Source organism: Pedobacter sp. Leaf176, from assembly GCF_001424305.1.
Taxonomy (GTDB): Bacteria; Bacteroidota; Bacteroidia; order Sphingobacteriales; family Sphingobacteriaceae; genus Pedobacter.
In genome coordinates this window covers 50,032-67,966 of sequence record NZ_LMPD01000003.1, presented here as the reverse complement: position 1 = coordinate 67,966, position 17,935 = coordinate 50,032, and the positions used below count along the sequence as shown (strand labels likewise).

General features: G+C 41.2%; 13 protein-coding genes. 9 read left to right on the top strand and 4 right to left on the bottom strand.

Features of this window, described 5'->3' with window-relative positions; genetic code table 11:
- Positions 1–162: 162 nt before the first annotated feature.
- Positions 163–1,008, top strand: a complete 846-nt coding sequence (locus ASF92_RS09120) for an AraC family transcriptional regulator (RefSeq protein ID WP_056091306.1) — start codon at positions 163–165, stop codon at positions 1,006–1,008.
- A gap of 58 nt (positions 1,009–1,066) precedes the next feature.
- The gene (locus ASF92_RS09115) at positions 1,067–2,641 is read left to right on the top strand and encodes a S41 family peptidase (protein ID WP_056091303.1); all 1,575 of its coding nucleotides are present in this window, start codon (positions 1,067–1,069) and stop codon (positions 2,639–2,641) included.
- Between the two features lie 67 nt (positions 2,642–2,708).
- Here the strand turns inward: ASF92_RS09115 and ASF92_RS09110 are convergent, their stop codons facing one another.
- Positions 2,709–2,933, bottom strand: coding sequence for a hypothetical protein (locus ASF92_RS09110; RefSeq protein ID WP_056091300.1), 225 nt, complete (start codon positions 2,931–2,933; stop codon positions 2,709–2,711).
- Positions 2,934–3,224: 291 nt separating this feature from the next.
- On the opposite strand from ASF92_RS09110, the gene ASF92_RS09105 reads away from it, so the two are divergent.
- The 3 genes from ASF92_RS09105 to ASF92_RS09095 all read left to right on the top strand — a co-directional run bounded on the left by ASF92_RS09105 (position 3,225) and on the right by ASF92_RS09095 (position 6,805).
- Positions 3,225–4,016: a hypothetical protein gene (locus tag ASF92_RS09105; protein WP_056091297.1), complete on the top strand. Its 792-nt coding sequence runs from the start codon at positions 3,225–3,227 to the stop codon at positions 4,014–4,016.
- A gap of 73 nt (positions 4,017–4,089) precedes the next feature.
- Positions 4,090–4,377, top strand: a complete 288-nt coding sequence (locus tag ASF92_RS09100) for a DUF3253 domain-containing protein (protein WP_231729785.1) — start codon at positions 4,090–4,092, stop codon at positions 4,375–4,377.
- Between the two features lie 808 nt (positions 4,378–5,185).
- On the top strand, positions 5,186–6,805 hold the full coding sequence (locus ASF92_RS09095) for an ATP-binding protein (RefSeq protein WP_056091294.1): 1,620 nt from the start codon (positions 5,186–5,188) through the stop codon (positions 6,803–6,805).
- A gap of 17 nt (positions 6,806–6,822) precedes the next feature.
- Here the strand turns inward: ASF92_RS09095 and ASF92_RS09090 are convergent, their stop codons facing one another.
- The 3 genes from ASF92_RS09090 to ASF92_RS09080 all read right to left on the bottom strand — a co-directional run bounded on the left by ASF92_RS09090 (position 6,823) and on the right by ASF92_RS09080 (position 9,671).
- Complete coding sequence (locus tag ASF92_RS09090) at positions 6,823–7,185, bottom strand: response regulator transcription factor (protein ID WP_056091290.1); 363 nt, start codon at positions 7,183–7,185, stop codon at positions 6,823–6,825.
- Positions 7,186–7,641: 456 nt separating this feature from the next.
- Entirely contained in the window at positions 7,642–9,069 is a 1,428-nt protein-coding gene (locus ASF92_RS09085; protein ID WP_056091286.1) for a DNA/RNA non-specific endonuclease, read from the bottom strand.
- Positions 9,070–9,197: 128 nt separating this feature from the next.
- Entirely contained in the window at positions 9,198–9,671 is a 474-nt protein-coding gene (locus ASF92_RS09080) for a DinB family protein (RefSeq protein ID WP_056091282.1), read from the bottom strand.
- A gap of 307 nt (positions 9,672–9,978) precedes the next feature.
- Between ASF92_RS09080 and ASF92_RS09075 the strand changes: the two genes are divergently transcribed.
- The 4 genes from ASF92_RS09075 (at position 9,979) to ASF92_RS09055 (ending at position 17,917) form a co-directional block, all read left to right on the top strand.
- Complete coding sequence (locus ASF92_RS09075) at positions 9,979–11,715, top strand: DUF6377 domain-containing protein (protein WP_157263794.1); 1,737 nt, start codon at positions 9,979–9,981, stop codon at positions 11,713–11,715.
- 355 nt (positions 11,716–12,070) lie between these two features.
- The gene (locus ASF92_RS09065; protein ID WP_082489515.1) at positions 12,071–15,016 is read left to right on the top strand and encodes a TonB-dependent receptor; all 2,946 of its coding nucleotides are present in this window, start codon (positions 12,071–12,073) and stop codon (positions 15,014–15,016) included.
- 6 nt (positions 15,017–15,022) lie between these two features.
- Positions 15,023–16,495: a RagB/SusD family nutrient uptake outer membrane protein gene (locus ASF92_RS09060; RefSeq protein WP_056091267.1), complete on the top strand. Its 1,473-nt coding sequence runs from the start codon at positions 15,023–15,025 to the stop codon at positions 16,493–16,495.
- A 66-nt stretch (positions 16,496–16,561) separates the two neighbouring features.
- Positions 16,562–17,917 (top strand): alpha-amylase family glycosyl hydrolase, encoded by a 1,356-nt coding sequence (locus ASF92_RS09055; RefSeq protein ID WP_056091263.1) that lies wholly within the window; start codon positions 16,562–16,564, stop codon positions 17,915–17,917.
- The last annotated feature ends 18 nt before the right edge of the window (positions 17,918–17,935 follow it).

The following is a 17,935-nucleotide window of genomic DNA, read 5'->3' as shown; positions in this document are numbered from 1 at the left end:
ATGGTCTTCACAAGCTCAGACTGACAGGCAATTGGTTACTAATCTTCGGCTACCGACCCGGATGGTTTTTAAAAAACCGTGGTAAAATATTAATGATAAAATTTAAAATGAACATCTTATTTTTGAGGGGCATTTTGCCACCACTCAAATTGCTTATTTTTAATGGAATCTGTAATTATTAAACCGAAGAATGAATTATTGAAAAAATATGTTCAATATTTTCTTTTCTTCAGGAAGCCCGATGCCGGTTTTTTAAGCTATTCCACCTTTCCGAATAATAACCTGTGCCTTGCAATTTATAAGGAAAATAAAATCGATTATACAAGGCACTTAGATTCCAATAATTGTATCGTTACATCGGGTGATACCAGTTTTAAAAGCAGGTTATTTGGTTTCCATAAGATGCCTTTCCATGTTGATGTCCGGGCTTCATTAGATCAGATTTGTATTTTATTTCAGCCTGCTGCCCTCAGTGTTTTTACCAGCGAGCTTTATGATGATTTATTAAGTGCAGATAATGTATTTGATGTATTCAGGCATAAAAATGATTTTTTTCTTGAAAAAATATTTGAAGAGGAAAATCTTTTCAGCAGGGCGGATATGTTGGAAAAATTGCTTTTAGCAAATCTAAGGGAACGGCAACCCGAAAAACTGAAAGAGGCTTTAGAACTTATCGCAAGAGCCGGCGCGCAAAATCCATCTATCGAAACACTGGCGAAAAAACTTGGAATGAGTTCGCCGACCTTGTTTCGCTTATTCAAAAATAATGTAGGCATGAATCCTAAATCCTATATTAAAACCCATCGCTTCAGAAATATCCTGAATGAAGTGCTACAAAGACAACAGGCTTTAACCAGGCTTGCGCATGATAATTTTTACTACGACCAGGCCCATTTTATAAAAGATTTCAAATCCTTCTCAGGCTATTCTCCAAATCAACTGCTGCAGAAAATTTCCATTGAGCAAAACGATCTGGCCTGGATTTATAACGATAAAACCAATCGGTGAACGATTTTTACAATTTTAAGCAAACTCGCCTGGGTTTCTTTGTAAAAAAAAACACACGATGAAATATCTCTTATCAATAACTATCTGTTTTCTTCTAGCTGATTGTTCCCTTGTAAAGGCCCAGAATCATGCTCCAAAAGAATTACCTAGAATAGCCTATGCAGAAATGCTTAAAGAGCATGACACGCTCGTATCCTACATTAAGCAAATAAGCCCGGTTATTTATTACAATAAAGAAGTAAGGGGTATCGATTTCAGCCACTACGCCAGGCAGCTCAAAAAGAAAATTACGCCCAAAACAACGATGGGTGAATACCTGCAGATCCTAAAAAAAACACTGAATGCTGCGCAGGATGGTCATACGAGCCAGGTAAATTCAACTTTGCTGGATGTAGTTAAAGAATACTGGATACCGGCGAAGCTGGTTGCATTCGGCAGTGCCAGTACCGCCAACATGTATGACTACGTGAGATATTTAAAGGAGGCCTATTATGCCAAACCTGAGCTCAACCTGATTTATACTTCCGGGGAATATTATAATATGCTTGCCTTTAGTTATAAGGGTACAGATTACCCCGCTGGTATGAAACTATTGAGTTGTAATGGTAAAAATATTCACGGGTTTGTAAAAACACTCACCGAACTTGTTTCGCCCTTGCGTTGGGATCGTGAAAGAAACAGGGTATACGATGAGAATTTTTACTGGCCGGCGGAAATCTATAAAAACGGTGTTCTAAAGCTTATTTTTGCGGATAAAAACAACGTCAGCCATCAGTTAAATATTGGTAAACAGGATACGGTAACTTATCTTGATAATAAAAATAACGACTATGGCTATCTCAGTCAGACCGATACGGTAATTACCCATTATTTTGAGAAAACCGGCATTTTTTATGCCAAAATTCCGGCCATGAGGGAAGAATTGGGGGATACGATTAAGCGCCGGTTGGTTGCAGCTTTTCAGCAGCATAAGGTCAAAAGTATGGTGATCGACATCAGGGGCAATGGAGGAGGAAGCGACAATACCTATAGTAAATTCCTGAGTAAAATCGTCCAGGATACCCTGAAGAAAAAGGTCGTGGTAGCGAGAAATTTCAGTCCGTACATTCAGGCACAGTACCATATCAATAGGGATTCGGTATTAAAAAGCAACACCTATACCTTTAATCCGGGCGTGCCGACGTTGAGATCGCAGGAAATGTATTACATCAAACAGGATTTTAATTTTGTTGTGCCCGACAGTGTAACCTTACCTTTTGATGGAAAAATATATGTGCTCCAGGATAAATTCATTTATTCCTCAGCCAGCAACCTGTCCAGTTTGGCCAATAACAGTGAGCAGCTGGTCAGCATTGGGGAGACACCCGATTTATTGAGCGGGCTACAGGCAAGTACATTAATGATGATGTTGCCTTACAGTAAATTCATCTTCAGGGTTGAGCCTCAGATCGATTTGACAGATATCAAAAAAGTGGATGATATTTTTCAGAATCATGTAGAATATCCTGTTCAATACAGTATGGAAAATTTATATTTACGTACAACCACCAAAGCGCACATTTATGGGAAAGATTTTCTCCAAAGGCATGATCCTATGTTCGCAAAAGTATTAGAACTGGAGAAAATAGAATAATGTCAGGTATGGTGGTGTGAGTTGATAGCGTCGGCATCGTGGACGCTATCAATAAAATATTTTCGTGTTATTGATAGTTCACCTCAAAGCTGCCGTACATCGCCATTTCAGCACTGTGGGCTATAACAAGTTTTAGTTTTAATTTTTCTATTACCTCCTTCGCGAAATTAATGCTCTTATGTATATCCTTAATTCCACGGATTTCAATTCCGCGTGAAAGCATTTTAAATTTTGATGGTTCGAATTTTTCGATGAATTTTTGAATATCGGTTACTTTCTTATTATCTGACATATTATAATTTATAGCTTAACAACTTCTAAACCGGTTTTTTGTTTGGCTGCTTTCTGCACAATATTTTTTAAAATTGGCTCATCACCCTGCATTTTTTTATTCACTCCGTTTTGCTCTTTATATGTATCAATGCTACAGCGATTTGGGGTATGGCGGAATATTTTATCAGCATCTGTAGGTCAGGATTAGGTTGCTGTAATTCATCTTTTACCAGGCATGTTGAATACATTTCATTGCCTTTTGCTGTAAATTCATTATCTTGATTGGCTTTAAAGATATGCTAACCTGAACATGAACAACCCGAAAAAAATTCTTCCTATTGCCAACGGACTTGCTTTGATTTTAACCATTGCAGTTAACTACCTATCCAACGCCGGACTACTAAACGGCAATAGTATGAAAACCATTTCTGATAAATATTTCAATTATTTTACACCGGCAGGCTTTGCCTTTTCAATCTGGGGAATTATTTATTTAGGCTTGCTTGGTTTCGTAATCTACACAGGATTCAACAGAAAAGACAAACCGTCAAAGTCCGAAATTTTATCAAAAATAGGCTGGTGGTTTGTGGTGTCTTGCTTGGCAAACGCCAGCTGGGTGGTGGCCTGGTTGAATGATTATATTGGTTTATCGGTAATCATTATGGTCATACTGCTATTCTCTTTAGTTAAAATCATTATAAACACCCGAATGGAATTGGATGGCCACCCTTTTAAAGACTATTTGTTTATTTACTGGCCATTTGCCATTTATTCAGGCTGGATCACCGTGGCGCTGATAGCGAACATTTCTGCTTACCTTACCAAAATAAACTGGCAGGGTTGGGGCATTTCCAGTGTAACCTGGGCAATAATAATGATCGTCCTAGCCGGATTAGTGAATATCCTTATGGTTTATTCCCGGAACCTTCGTGAGTTTGCAGTTGTAGGAATTTGGGCTTTGTTTGCAATTTCTGTTTCTAATAAGGCCAACCCTACAGGAGAAAATGTGGTGTATGCCTGCTATGCTGTAATGCTAGTTGTGGCGTTGTTCATCATTCTAAACGGTCTGAAAAACAAAAAACGATCCATTTCTAATATGTAAGAACTAATATGTTGCTTTAATCAGGAAGTCTGATTCCATACGTTTGTAAACCGTAGTGTGAAAATGCTCGCTGATGAAGCACATAAAATCTGGTTGTATGTCAAATGATAAAAATGTTGTTTTGCAGGATGATATAGCAGCGGCGATTCTATCTGTTGCAAGGCAGCGGGGCGTAGACAAAAGTACCTGCCCATCTGAGATTGCCCGCATGTTATTTCCTGGTGACTGGCGAAAACACATGAAAAACGTGGTCGACATTGCTGTTGATTTGCAGCACCAAAATAAAGTGGTCATCACTCAAAAGGGCGTACCCATTGATGTTGATCATAAGAAAGGGCCGATCCGGATTAAGATTGTTTGAACTTAGATAATTCCTGGCATTTGAGGTCATTATGTGATAATTTTTTATAAGTGTCTTTAAGCGGTTTCGCATTTAAGATCCGATGATTTGGCATAGCGGTTTTTTTCCGGGTCATGCATGTTGTTAGTAAAATGGATCTAATTCGTTATTCTTTAGAATAGCTAATTTGGGTTTTAAAGCCCGATTGATATTCATTTATTGAATGTATTGGTTAATAGCTCGACGATTTTGACAGTCGACGCGAGTAACTTTGCCGACTGTGCTGTTGAACCCAAAATGCCTTTTAATTGTTCCCATTTTCTTTTTTCTGCAATATTTAAAATTTTTAGAATCAGCCGACTGGCGTTGATCATGAAACGAAAGTACAACGCGGACTTAAATTAAGATCATAGCTGGAGCACAATGTCCGGAAATGTCCGAAAATGTCCGGTTAAATTTAGGTTTGTTCGGGTGTTGTTCGAGGTTTGTTGCAGAAAACATGCTTTAAAGGCCGTTTTCCCGAAGGAGACTCGAAGCAGAGTAGAACAAGCTATCATTAATCTTTACTTTTTTGGAATGGTGTCTGCCATCATTATTTACAAATTTTTTCATCTAAATGTTATCGTTTCGCCCATCCGTTCTAGACAATAGCGCTCAAACAACAAGATAAACTATAATTTTTAAAGCTAAACAAAAGGATGTGTTTGTGGATTTTAGCGTTTCAACTAAAATTTATAAAAATGAAGTATTTGTCCAGCGAAAGGAAATAAAAATTTGTGAAAAGTGCGTAGTTTATATAACTTATCCCCAAAATTAAAAATCCAAAAATTTGAATACCTATTCCCACTCCATACACAACCTTATTCCCGGGGACGATCAGCAGCGTGTTAAGGCATTGGAGCGCTATCAGATCTTTAACGAGCTTCCGGAACCTGTATTCGACCGGATCTGCGAATTGGCCTGCACCATGTTTCAGTTACCAATTGCCCACATTTCCTTTCTGGATGCGACAACCGAACTTGTAAAATCGAGTGTTGGCCTGGGAAATGAGGTAATCAGTGTGCCACGAACAACAAGCCTTTGTGCCATTGCGGTGTTGAACAATTCTTTGACGGTAATTCCCGACGCTACGAAAGATGATCGGATAGTAGGACATCCATATGTGTATGGAGAATTTGGTCTGCGCTTTTATGCGGGGGCACCAATACGGAGCAGGGATGGCCATATGGTAGGTACTATGTGCCTGCTAGACCGCAAGGTTAGAACACTCTCTGAAAGGGAAACAGAAATACTTATACAACTTGCAGGAGTCGTTTCCGAGCAACTTGAATTGCGCTTGCAGAACCTGGAAAATGAGCTGGAGCAAAAGGCTGCGAATTCAAAATTATTTGAGAGTGAACAGCGTTTGGTGAGTACGCTCGACACCATGGCCGACGGGGTGTGTATTGTTGATGCGGCCGGAAATACGACTTATATTAACCACATGGCACAGCGAATTTTTGGGGTCGACCTGGAAAGCATGCGGCAAAGGAAGTATAACGACGAGAAATGGCTGAATGTACATCTGGATGGCAGGATTATGCAAGAGGAAGAACATCCTCTATACATCATGTTGAAATCCGCAATTCCCTTGTATGATCAGGAGATTGGCATCAGCCGCCCCGGGGAAGAAATCTTGTATATTTCGGTTAATCTGGCCCCATTATTTAATGAACAACATGAGCTTTCGGGAGGAGTATGCACCTTTACAGATGTAACGGCCAGGAGAAAGCTCATGAAAGAAAAGGATGAATTTATCAGCATTGCGAGCCACGAACTTAAAACGCCGATTACCAGTCTGAAGGGATCCCTTCAGTTGATGGATAGAATTAAGAGCGACCTATCGTCACCTGTGTTTCCTAAACTTATCGATCAGGCAAATAAAAGCATGGATAAGCTGAATGAGTTGGTTGTGAATCTGCTCCATGCAAATAATATTGCTGCGGGTGAACTTAAACTTGTTAAAACTACTTTTACCATTGACGAGGTAATCGACCAATGCTGCGATCAGGTCAGGCTTTCCGGAGTTTACCAGATCCTCATCACCGGCGATCGCAACTTGCAGCTTCATGCAGATGAACACAGGATTGAGCAGGTAGTTGTCAATTTAGTAGACAATGCGATTAAATATGCTCCGGAATCGAAGGTTGTTGAGATAAACATCACCCGATGTGATGATATGGTCAGGATCTCGGTCACTGACCAGGGTGTGGGTGTTGCATCAGAAAAAATTCCCCACCTTTTCGACCGGTATTACCGGGCGGGTTACAAGGGGCTTCATTATTCAGGGCTCGGACTGGGCCTGTACATCAGCGCCGGCATCATCCGGAAGCATGGCGGGGAAATCGGTGTGGAATCAACAAAAGGGCAGGGTGCTACTTTTTGGTTCACAATCCCATTGGACCTTTAAGCAGAAAAACAATAATTTTAATCCTTTATCAGCGATGCAATTCTTTCGGTTAGCTCAGCGATATCAAAAGGCTTGGCAATGAAATACTGCGGCCCCGGCCAGTTAATGTCTTCCGGGCTATTGGTATGTGCACTCATGACGAGTACGGGCTGCTTTGAAGTGAGCTCATTTTGGGAAAGTGATTTACGTACTTCCAGTCCATTGCCATCCGGAAGCATGATGTCCAGCAGGTACAGATCTGCTGGTGGTGCTGATAAGGCAGCATTAAAGCTGGCTACATTTGAAAAGCAGCTGACCTGATAGCCTTCAGATTCCAAGACCATTTCCACAATTTCGCTGATGCCCTGATCATCTTCTAAAACGAAAATCCTTTTTGCCATATGTTCATCAATTTTTTATCCGTTTATGGTTTTTTATTTAATTCATCTGTTGCGATAAAAGTAATGATAAAATCCACTTTCCAGCTAAAACCACAAAAATGTTGTTGAATTTGAAGCGCCCCGGTTTACAATTTATATCATCTTTCAGGCGAATAAACAAATTGTATAACAATGGACAATCTAAGCTGGTCGCAAGCCCGATTCTTATCGGGTGGATGAGAAATATGTGAAACAATGATAAGCTCTATATTGCAAGATCTATTCCGTTTAACCGAAGGATAAGGAATGCATTTTGAAAAAAAATAACATACTAAATATTAATTACCCATTTCCTGAGTGAATATTCCGAGGCTTTATTTTTAGAGGATTTAAATTAATTTACAGGAAAGGCGCATCTTTCAATGATGCGCCTTCCAAAAATTAAATTTTATTGATTTAACAGCAATGACGTACATGCTAATTTCCCGGATCTTTTACTTTTTCAACAACATCCTGTATGTTCTGCGGCAAGTTTGAAAGTAAGTTATAGCCTGTTGCGCTTTCAATATCGCGGACAGACACAATATAATCTTTCCAGCTTGCACCAATATTGTTATTATTAGGCGTATTGATTGCAATTACCCTGGTTGTGCTATTTACACGGCTTACATCGTTGTCACCAGTTTTCAGTAATACGGCAACTTTCCATACAAAGGCCGGAACGGTTACTTTTCCACTATTAATTGTATTCACTACGGAAGCACTTGCCGAACCTATACCGCCGGTACCATAACTGCCCATTATAACATAAACTTCGTAGCCGTTTAATGCTTGAGCGCGCAGATAGCTTTCGAAGGATTCCCATGTTTTTTGATTGTTGTTTGGCGCTTGTGGAATCATGTTCGTCATTAAAAATGTCGCAGAGTTAGCCGTGCTGGAACTGGTGCGATCGCCGCTCGGACAGTTATGGCCCCTGTCAAAACCGGAACCTGAGTAGCTGTTGCTTTGCACCTGGTACCAACTGTTAGGCAAACCTGTAAACGAAGCAAAATCATCTTTTCTGGTTACTGTACCATTAAAGTTGTTTGGGTCAAGGTGCCAGCTGACCCAGTTTGGTGCACCGCGGCTCATGCTATAGCTTTCTACATAGTATTTTTGATCAATCAGGTAATTTTCTGCTGCGGTAACCGATGCAAGGGCACCCGATGGGTTACCAAATAATAAGTTAGAGTTATCGCCGCCTGCCGGAGGTGCATCTGCGCCCGCTTCAGGCGTTCCCCGTCCGGGTGTTGGTGTCGACGCATTCCCATTGTCGGTAGGGTCAGTATCTGGTGCGCCAACGGTGATGCCGGGGTCGCCTATACCTTTAAAAATAATATCGTCGATGTTAATCCGTGTAGTACCTGCCTTTTTAATCTGAAAGCGTATTTTCCCGGTAGTGGTTACCTTAAAGGAATCGGTTACCAGCGTCGTACTGGTTTCGTTGATATCGGAACCAAGTTGTGTATACGTTTTTCCGCCGTCGGTAGAAGCAAAAAGCTGCCATGTTGAATTTGCATCATTGCCAAATTTGGCGTGCGAAACATACAACATTTTAGCGCCGGCAACATCGAAATTCATCGATAAAAAACCGGTTCTCAAGCGAACGGATTTCGTGCCGTTTTTAGCATCTGTTGTCAGGTTGCCTAATAGCGCATCATTTAATGTCCACTTCCCGGTTAATAATAACGTGCTATCCGTAGCATAGGCAGTTTTGGTACCCGATTCGAAAGTTTCAGTAATAGAATAAGGGGTAGGCGCTTTTGGTGGTAAGGACGGTTCCGATACGCTTGTCTTTTTGGAACAGGCGGCTATCGTAAACAGGATGACACATCCTGGATAGAGGATAAGATTTTTAAAATTCATGACTTCAATAGGTAGATTACTCTTGGATAGATTATTTTATTTATGCAAATGTATGCAGAAAAGCCCTTGCTGAGTAAAATACATATTAACAAGCTATGATTAATGTGTTAACATCTTGCTCTGATTAATCATCCTTTGGCTAATAGCTTCAGATAAGTGAGAATTATCCCGCAATGCTCCGCCTCGTGATAGTTGGCGGCTTGGAGTGCTTCGATGTGGTTTTTCACCCGAAATCCGATGGGTAAATCAAAGGGCTGATAGTTGATGAATACGCCGGATTTCAGATCGGATTCCAGCTGATTAACAGTCTCAACTAATAAATGCTTCACCTCCTTAACATCCGGATTAATTTTCCAGGAACGTGGAGATGATCCAATTTTAAAGGATTCCATGAATTCTTCGGAAATGTGCATGGGTAGTCCGCTCCGCATATAAATATGCCGCTGTTGTGAAGTAATGCAATGACCGATTTGCCAGATGATATTGTTATTAAAACCCGCCGGAATTTTGAATAATATTTCGTTATGATTGGTTACAATTAATTGCAATAGCCTGTTCCTGCTCGCTCTCAAAATTTCACATTCAAAATCTACATTAATCATTTATCTGGTTTATTCTTCAGGGACAGAAGCATCCTTAGTGCGCGCTAAAGTAGACCTTTTAACATTAATTTCAAACTTCATCTGGTTTGCGAAATTAGGACAAAGAATGTTAGAAAGAACTACATGATTGTGCTGAAATATTATGCTAATTTTCGCAATGCAACCATACCAACTACTGCTATTGTAACATAAGTAGTATAAAATAATTTGTATCCAGCTTTTGCTATATTTGATTAACCAAATATAGCAGCGTTTTTTTAGGCGCTATTTTCAAATTCCGGGTCAACCGTTTAAATCAATCTTGCTTTTGAAAAATAACAATTCGCAAACTGGAAAAATTAACCGAAAGATTTTATTCATTCTTGCGCTGTCTGTATTGTTTTTTTTGATTAGTCGTAGCGCAGAGGCGCAGGATAATACCGACAGTCTGAAGCGTGTGTTAAATAATGTACTTGATGACAAAAAAGAATTGGATGCGCTTAAATGGGCAAGCATTGGCAAGCTTCAGGACAAGCTGAAATCAAATGGCCTGTCTCCGGGTTCAAGGTACCTTGCATGCCTGGATTTATTTAATGCTTACAAATCATTTATTCACGATTCGGCCTATGTGTACAGTCGGAAAGTTGCCGGCTACGCAAAGCTTTTAAATGATGCCGAAAAAATAAACTATTCCAGAGTGAACTTGGGTTTTGTACTGGTTTCATCCGGAATGTTTAAAGAAGGCTTAGATACCCTTAAGCGGGTAAATCCTAAAGCATTAAATAAGGCACAACAGTTTGAATATTATTTCCTGATGGCCAGGGCTAATTTCGATCTAACCGATTATAATAAGATTCATGATTTCAGCGAGTTATACCGTGCCGAAGGATTGAAGTATTGTGATACGATCATAAGCAAATATAATAAAGGTTCTAGGGAATACCTTTCCGGAATCGGGCTTAAACAGCTCCGATCGAAGCAGTTTAGTCAAGCCATTAGCTCGTACGAATCATTGCTCAAACTTAAACTATCTTATCCCGATAGTGCCATTAACTACAGTTGCCTGAGCTACCTTTATTTCAGTGTAAATAAGCCGGAACTTGGCCTGCGCTATCTTTTAAAATCATCGATTATTGATAACAAGCACTCTATAAAGGAATCTCTGGCAATGGTTAAGCTTGCCGAATACCTTTACCAGAAGGGACAAACGAAGGAAGCTTTCAATTATATTCATGGCGCCATTGAAGATAATAACTTTTATGGTGCAAAGCAACGTAAAGTAGAAATCAGCAACATCCTGCCCATAATAGAAAAAGACAAAATAAATGACATCGAAAAGCAGAAACGATCGCTTATCATCTATGCATCAATAATTACTTTATTGATTGTGCTAACAATATATTTCGCTTCTAAAACATTCAAACAGTTAAAAAAGATCCGCATTGCCGACAAATTGATCGTGGAAAAAAACTACGATTTGAACCATGCAAATGCCGAACTCCTAAAAATAAATGCCTCACTCGATGTTGCCAACCGCTCATTAACCCGGACGAACAGAAAACTTGATGAGGTAAACCTGATAAAGGAGGAATACATTGGTCAGTTCTTCAACATCCATTCCGACTCAATTGATAAGCTTGAAAAATTGAAAAAGAGTCTGGAAAAAATTATCCATTCAAAAGACTATGATGGTTTACAACTCCTGGTGAAGCGGCTGAATACCAATATCGAAAGAGAAGGCTTTTTTCAAAGATTTGACGAGGTTTTTTTGAATTTATTTCCCGATTTTATCATGGAATTCAATGCCTTGTTTGCAGAAGCAGATAAAACGATTCTTACACCTGGTCAGTTAATGAATAACGAACTGCGGATTTTCGCACTGATTAGACTGGGGATTGATGAAAACGAAACCATCGCAAAGATTTTAAATTATTCGGTTAATACCATATATACCTATAAAACAAAAGTCAAGAACCGTTCAATAGTTGCCAATGATACCTTTAAGGAGAAAATCATGAGCATAAGGACCGTGAAAAACGATTTGCCAATGGATTACCAGTCTTAGTTTTTAACTAAGGTAGCAAACCCATTATTTTGTTGGTTCAGGTTTGTTCGCCCATAAATTTAATTTATCTTCTTCGAATGAAATGACGAGCAAGGCTTCTTTATTGGCTTTTAATCTGCCATTTTTCAATTACCCCTCCTTTGAACTTTACTCTAATGCCGCAGTTATCTATATATTTTCAAACGATTTAAAGCTGCAACTGATTGATTTTGAGGTTTATGTTAATTTTTCTTACTTGTTATTTTTAATATTTGGATTTCATTCTATTGCAGATGCTTTAAAACTCTCTTTACTTTGATTTACATGCACTGGAAGCCATTCAGTAGTGTACTAACCAAATAGCAAAAAAAATATTATGAGAAAAAATTACTTCTTTTACTTTTTTAAGTATGGGCTCTCCGTGCTTTTTATATTCATTGCCAGCATCGTATTTTCTCAACAATCTGCTTTCAACGGAAGGGTTGTTGATGAGAATAATGAAGCTTTGGCTGGCGCCACCCTGCAGGTGAAGGGTACCGGTCAACAGGTCACCACCAATGCAAAAGGGGAGTTTCAGATCAACAGCAGTCAGACAGCCCTGACTATAATTGTAAATTATGTAGGCTACGACCCTGCTGAACGCATTTTATCTGCCGGAAAGACGGTAGTTATCCAGCTTAAGCAGGACGCAAAATCACTTTCTGATGTCGTAGTGGTTGGCTATGGTACAACTAAAAAATCGGATGTAACCGGGGCGGTAGCGAGTATCGGAAGCAAAGATTTCAATCAGGGCGCCATTACAAGTCCCTTGCAACAAATTGCCGGGAAAGCAGCCGGCGTAGTCATCACCCAAACGGGTAGTGAGCCGGGAAGCGCACCCAATATAAGGATACGCGGCATCACATCCATTCAGGGGAATAACAATCCACTTGTGGTAATCGATGGGGTACAGGGCGACGTAAGTTTTTTAAACCAGATTCCACCAACGGAAATTCAAAGTATAGAAGTGCTGAAAGATGCGTCTGCTACTGCAATATACGGTTCGCGCGGTGCATCCGGAGTATTGATTGTGACGATGAAAAAAAGCAGAACTGGCACTTCTATTGAGTACAATGCGAATTCTTCGGTCGATGTAGTGACCAGGCAACTGGAAATGCTTACTGCAGCCGAATGGTCGCAGCAGGCCGCTGCCAGGGGCATACCCGCCAGCTCTAATTTTGGTGCGGACACCGATTGGTTCGGCTTGCTTACCCGAACGGGTACCACTCAGAACCACACACTAACTTTGGGAGGCAGCAGCGATAATTTCTCTTACCGGGCTTCGCTGGGTATGGTGCTTCAGAATGGTATCGTAATTCATTCAGATAATCAGCGGTTTATCGGCCGCATTGAGGCAACCCAGAAAGCGCTGGACAATAAGCTCTCGATTACAATGACCTTAAACGGTACCAATACACAGAATAACGGAAGCCCGGGATCTATCGGACGTGCGGCATTTACTTCGAACCTGATTTCTAATGCTTATATATCCAGGCCCACCGATCCGGTCTACCGTCCGGATGGAAGCTATTTTACGGATCCAAACCTTTTCCAGCCATTGAATGTGCTTGCAGCAGCAAACAGCATCATTAGTGAATCTGAATCCAATCGCCTTCTGGGTTCCATGCGTATCAATTACAAAATCATCAGCGGACTGTCTGCCGAAGTATTTGGTAGCTGGCAGAAAACCAACGGAACTTCTGGTAATTATACACCTGCTGTTTCTACAGTGGCTGCGGCAATCGATCAGAAGGGTTATGCTAATGTGAACAATAACAATTCGGATTACAAGCTTATGGATTTTCAGCTGAATTACAGCAAGGATTTTGGTGATCATCATTTTGATGCTGCTGCGGTTTACGAATGGCAGGCTCAAATGGATTCCGGAAGCGGAAGTGCCGCCAGAGGCTTTGTAAACGATCTGGCGACTTACAACAACTTAGGTTTAGGTGATTTTTCTAAAGTACAGGCCGGGGACTATTCGTCTTACCGCAATCAGCGCAGAACCGTATCGGTACTGGGCCGTATTAATTATTCCTTCAAAGACAGGTACCTGTTAACGGCTAATTTTAGAAGGGACGGGGCAACGGTATTTGGTGCGAACCATAAATGGGGCAATTTCCCTTCAGCTTCTGTAGCCTGGAAAATTGACCAGGAACCATTTATGAAAAACCAGAACATCTTTACCTCATTGAAGTTAAGGGGCGGTTTTGGTATTACCGGAAACCAGCAACCCTTAAGTGTTTTGCAATCGCTTCAAATTGTACAAGGGTCCGGAACGGTTTATTTTGCCGGAAATGTACAAACCAATTTCAGAGTCACTCAGAATGCAAACGCAGATTTGGAATGGGAGCAGAAAAAGTCGACCAATATCGGCCTTGACTTTGCACTGTTCAAAGGTAGGTTAAGCGGAAGTTTCGACATCTATAAAAACGTAACCGACAAATTATTATATGGCTATACAGTTCCCCAACCGCCTTTTCCAACAGGATCAATCCAGGCCAATGTGGGTAGCATCCAGGGCAGGGGCGTGGAGATGGCTTTAAATTATGATCTGATTAAAAATGCCTCTACAAGGCTTTCACTAGGAGGAAACGTTACTTTAATGGATTCGAAAGTGCTTAATTTAAGTGGTTCGCTTAATGGTGTACCGCTGATAACAAATAATGTTCCTTATGGCGGCCAGAATGCCTATTTAGTCGTAGGACAAGCCATTGGTTCAATATACATTCTTCAGCATGGAGGGGCGAGTGCCAATGGAACACAAATCATTGTAGACCAGGATAAAAATGGCCGTATTGATGCTGGAGCAACCAGTCCGGATCGCATCTTTGCAGGCCAGACGCAGCCTAAATATACCTTTGCCTTTACCCCGAGTTTCAGCTATAAAAACTTCGATGCCGCGGTGTTGGTACGCGGTTCTGGTGGAAACAAATTATTCAATGCTTTGCGCTCAAATTTAAGCTTCCTGGAAAACCTGGGTAGGTCAAATTTATTAAAGAGTGCGATAGATGATAACCTCTTCACCTCAGCTTATCCGCTGGCCTCCGATTATTGGCTTGAGGATGGAAAATTCATTCGTCTGGAAAACGTGAACCTGGGCTATCGGATTCCAACAGCAAGATCAAAACACGTTAGTTCGGTACGCTTTTCGCTTACCGGTCAAAACCTATTGCTGATTACGAAATATTCGGGCATCGACCCTGAAGAAACCGGGGGAGACAATGGTATTTACCCAAGGGTAAGAAATATTGCTTTAGGTCTGAATGTTATTTTAAAATAGAAAATCATGAAAAAATTTATAATCACAGCGATAGTTGCTTCAGGTCTGATGGTGCAGAGCTGCACCAAAGTTGATGAAAATGTTTACGATAAATATACCGCAGACCAGTTCTTTGCCGACCCCAAGGGCGCAGATATTGCACTGGCGAGCGTTTATGCCCGTATGCCTCAGTTTGGTGGTGGCGATAATGGGTATTATGATACCAATAATATGAGTACCGATGAACAGGTAGTGCCCCACCGGGTTAGCGGCGACTGGGGGCCGGAAAATGCCTGGTTATATACACGTGCCTGGACACCTGCACTTGGTCAGATTAATAACACCTGGAACGCTTGCTATAATTCGATTTATCTGGCGAATCTAGCCGTAGAACAATTAGAAAAAGCCAATGCGCCGGCAGCAAAAATTGCCGAAGTTAAGATATTGCGCGCCTGGTTTTATTACCTGTTGATTGACGATTTTGGGGATGTACCATTCTACACGGACAACAACATCACTACAGCACAGCTAAAAACGCAGACCAGAACCCAGATTTTCAATTGGATTGTAGGGGAGATTACAGCCAATGCGGATATTTTGCCCGAAACTAAAGGCGGTGTTTTTTATGGTCGGTTTAACAAATGGGCGGCCTATACTTTTTTAGCTAAAATGTACCTGAATGCCGGTGTGTACACGGGAACGCCTAAATGGACAGAATGCCTGGCGGCATGTACTAAAGTTGCATCGGGTGGATACACCCTGCATCCGGGAACGGCCAACGCTTCAAGTCCCTTGGGTAACCGTTATTTCGAACTCTTCGGAGATATTTGTCCGGATGATGAAACGATTCTGGCCATTTGGCTGAAACGAAATGTGATTGGCAACAACGTATTGGCCTTGCGGAGCGTAAATGGTCCGAATGGTGTTGCCATGTTTGGCTACGCAGGATGGAATGGAACAATTGTACCGGAAGAAACCTACAACAAATACGCTGCAAATGACATCAGAATAAAACAGTTTTTAATTGGACCTCAGCCAGGTGGCATAACTTACACACCAAAAGTAACCTCACTTATTAACCCTGGAGCAGGCATTACAGAAGGCGTTCGTGGTGTGAAGTTTTATCCTGTTGCACCAAATGATGGTAGTGGAAGCTCGAATGATTTCCCGATTTACCGCTATGCTGATGTACTGCTCATGATTGCCGAATGCCATGTTCGCCTGGGCAACGCCGCTGCTGCAAAGCCATTTATCGACCAGGTGAGGGTAAGGGCAGGTGTTGGAGCGCTGGCGGCCAATCCAACGCTGGAAAATATATATGATGAACGGGGTTTTGAACTCAACTGGGAAGGACACCGCAGGCAGGATATGATTCGTTTCGGCACTTTCACTTTGGGCCACGGACTAGTTCCTGCTGTAGATGCCCATTGGCAGCTCTTCCCGATTCCGACTGCGGCTATGAATGCCAATCCTAATCTAAAACAGAATCCAGGCTATTAATCTGAATTTTGCTATCGTGGTTGGCATTTGTCAACCCTGATTAAATAAAGCATAATAAAATCAAATATGAAGAATAACATTTCAATAATCTTTCTTGCAGCATTTTGCTTCTGGATATTACCCGTTTTTGCTCAGGCTCAGGATAACGTTTACCCGACTCAATATGGAAAACCGTTTAAAGGGGTTCCTGATAGAAGAGATGTGATGTTGTACCAGGTCAATACCCGTGCGTTCAGCAAAACAGGTGATTTCGCCGGCGTTACTGAAAGGCTGGATGCAATAAAAGATCTGGGTGTTAATGTGATATACCTGATGCCAATTTATCCTGTGGGTAAACTCAAAGGTGCAAATTCGCCTTATGCAACCATGAACTATGATGAGGTTGGAAAAGAATTTGGTACGTTGGATGATTTAAGAAAGCTGGTGGATGAGGCGCACAAAAAAAATATCGCGGTCATGCTCGATATCGTAGCCAATCATACCTCATGGGATCATCCCTGGATAGAAAAGCCGGGTTATTACCTGCGCGACAGTGTTGGGCAAATTAAGTATCCGGAAACCTGGCGGGATGTGGCCCAGCTCGATTTTCGCAACCAGGAACTTCGTTTATCATTGATTCACTCTATGAAATCCTGGGTATATAAAGCGAATATCGACGGTTTCCGCTGTGATTATGCAGATGGGCCGCCGCTCGATTTCTGGAAGCAGGTAAACGATAGTTTGAAGACTATTAAAACACATAAACTCTTAATGCTGGCCGAAGGTAGCAGCCCGAAATACCTGACTGCCGGTTTTGATTACTTCTTTGGCTTCAATTATTTCGGGAATATGAAAAGCATATTCAACAGGAATAAATCGGTAAAGTCTATTGATGCATTAAATGAACGTGATTATAAGGATGCAAAGGAAGGTCAGGCAGTGGTGCGTTACTTAACCAATCATGATGTGAATGGATCGGATGGTACTCCACTTGAGCTTTTTGGTGGCAAAAAAGGATCGATGGCTGCTTTTGTGGTGACAGCCTACATGAAAGGTATTCCAATGATTTACAACGGACAGGAAATCGGAACGCCATTCAGGCTTACTTTTCCTTTCACCGGAAAATCCATCGACTGGTCTTTAGCGGAAACCAACCGGGATGTGCTTACAGATTATAAAAAAGTAGTGGCTTTCTGGAATAAAAGCAAAGCAATACGCAGAGGTACAACGGTTTCCTATAGTAGTGATGACGTATGTGCTTTTACCAAAACCCTTAACGGAGAACAAGTGCTTGTTCTGTCTAATTTAAGAAATAAGTCACTTGATTACAATCTCCCGGCTGCATTAGCGGGCAAATGGAAAGGTGTTTTCGATGGTTCAAAAGCTAACCTGGCTGAAGTCATCAAGCTCGAACCTTATCAATACCTGGTTCTTCAAAAATAAAATTATAATTCAACCCAT

Excerpts from the sequence above, each read along its gene's own strand:
- ASF92_RS09060 (WP_056091267.1), top strand. The coding sequence starts at position 15,023 with ATGAAAAAATTTATAATCACAGCGATAGTTGCTTCAGGTCTGATGGTG.
- ASF92_RS09120 (WP_056091306.1), top strand. The coding sequence starts at position 163 with ATGGAATCTGTAATTATTAAACCGAAGAATGAATTATTGAAAAAATAT.
- ASF92_RS09090 (WP_056091290.1), bottom strand. The coding sequence starts at position 7,185 with ATGGCAAAAAGGATTTTCGTTTTAGAAGATGATCAGGGCATCAGCGAA.
- ASF92_RS09110 (WP_056091300.1), bottom strand. The coding sequence starts at position 2,933 with ATGTCAGATAATAAGAAAGTAACCGATATTCAAAAATTCATCGAAAAA.
- ASF92_RS09080 (WP_056091282.1), bottom strand. The coding sequence starts at position 9,671 with ATGATTAATGTAGATTTTGAATGTGAAATTTTGAGAGCGAGCAGGAAC.
- ASF92_RS09065 (WP_082489515.1), top strand. The coding sequence starts at position 12,071 with ATGAGAAAAAATTACTTCTTTTACTTTTTTAAGTATGGGCTCTCCGTG.
- ASF92_RS09100 (WP_231729785.1), top strand. The coding sequence starts at position 4,090 with ATGAAGCACATAAAATCTGGTTGTATGTCAAATGATAAAAATGTTGTT.
- ASF92_RS09105 (WP_056091297.1), top strand. The coding sequence starts at position 3,225 with ATGAACAACCCGAAAAAAATTCTTCCTATTGCCAACGGACTTGCTTTG.
- ASF92_RS09115 (WP_056091303.1), top strand. The coding sequence starts at position 1,067 with ATGAAATATCTCTTATCAATAACTATCTGTTTTCTTCTAGCTGATTGT.
- ASF92_RS09055 (WP_056091263.1), top strand. The coding sequence starts at position 16,562 with ATGAAGAATAACATTTCAATAATCTTTCTTGCAGCATTTTGCTTCTGG.
- ASF92_RS09085 (WP_056091286.1), bottom strand. The coding sequence starts at position 9,069 with ATGAATTTTAAAAATCTTATCCTCTATCCAGGATGTGTCATCCTGTTT.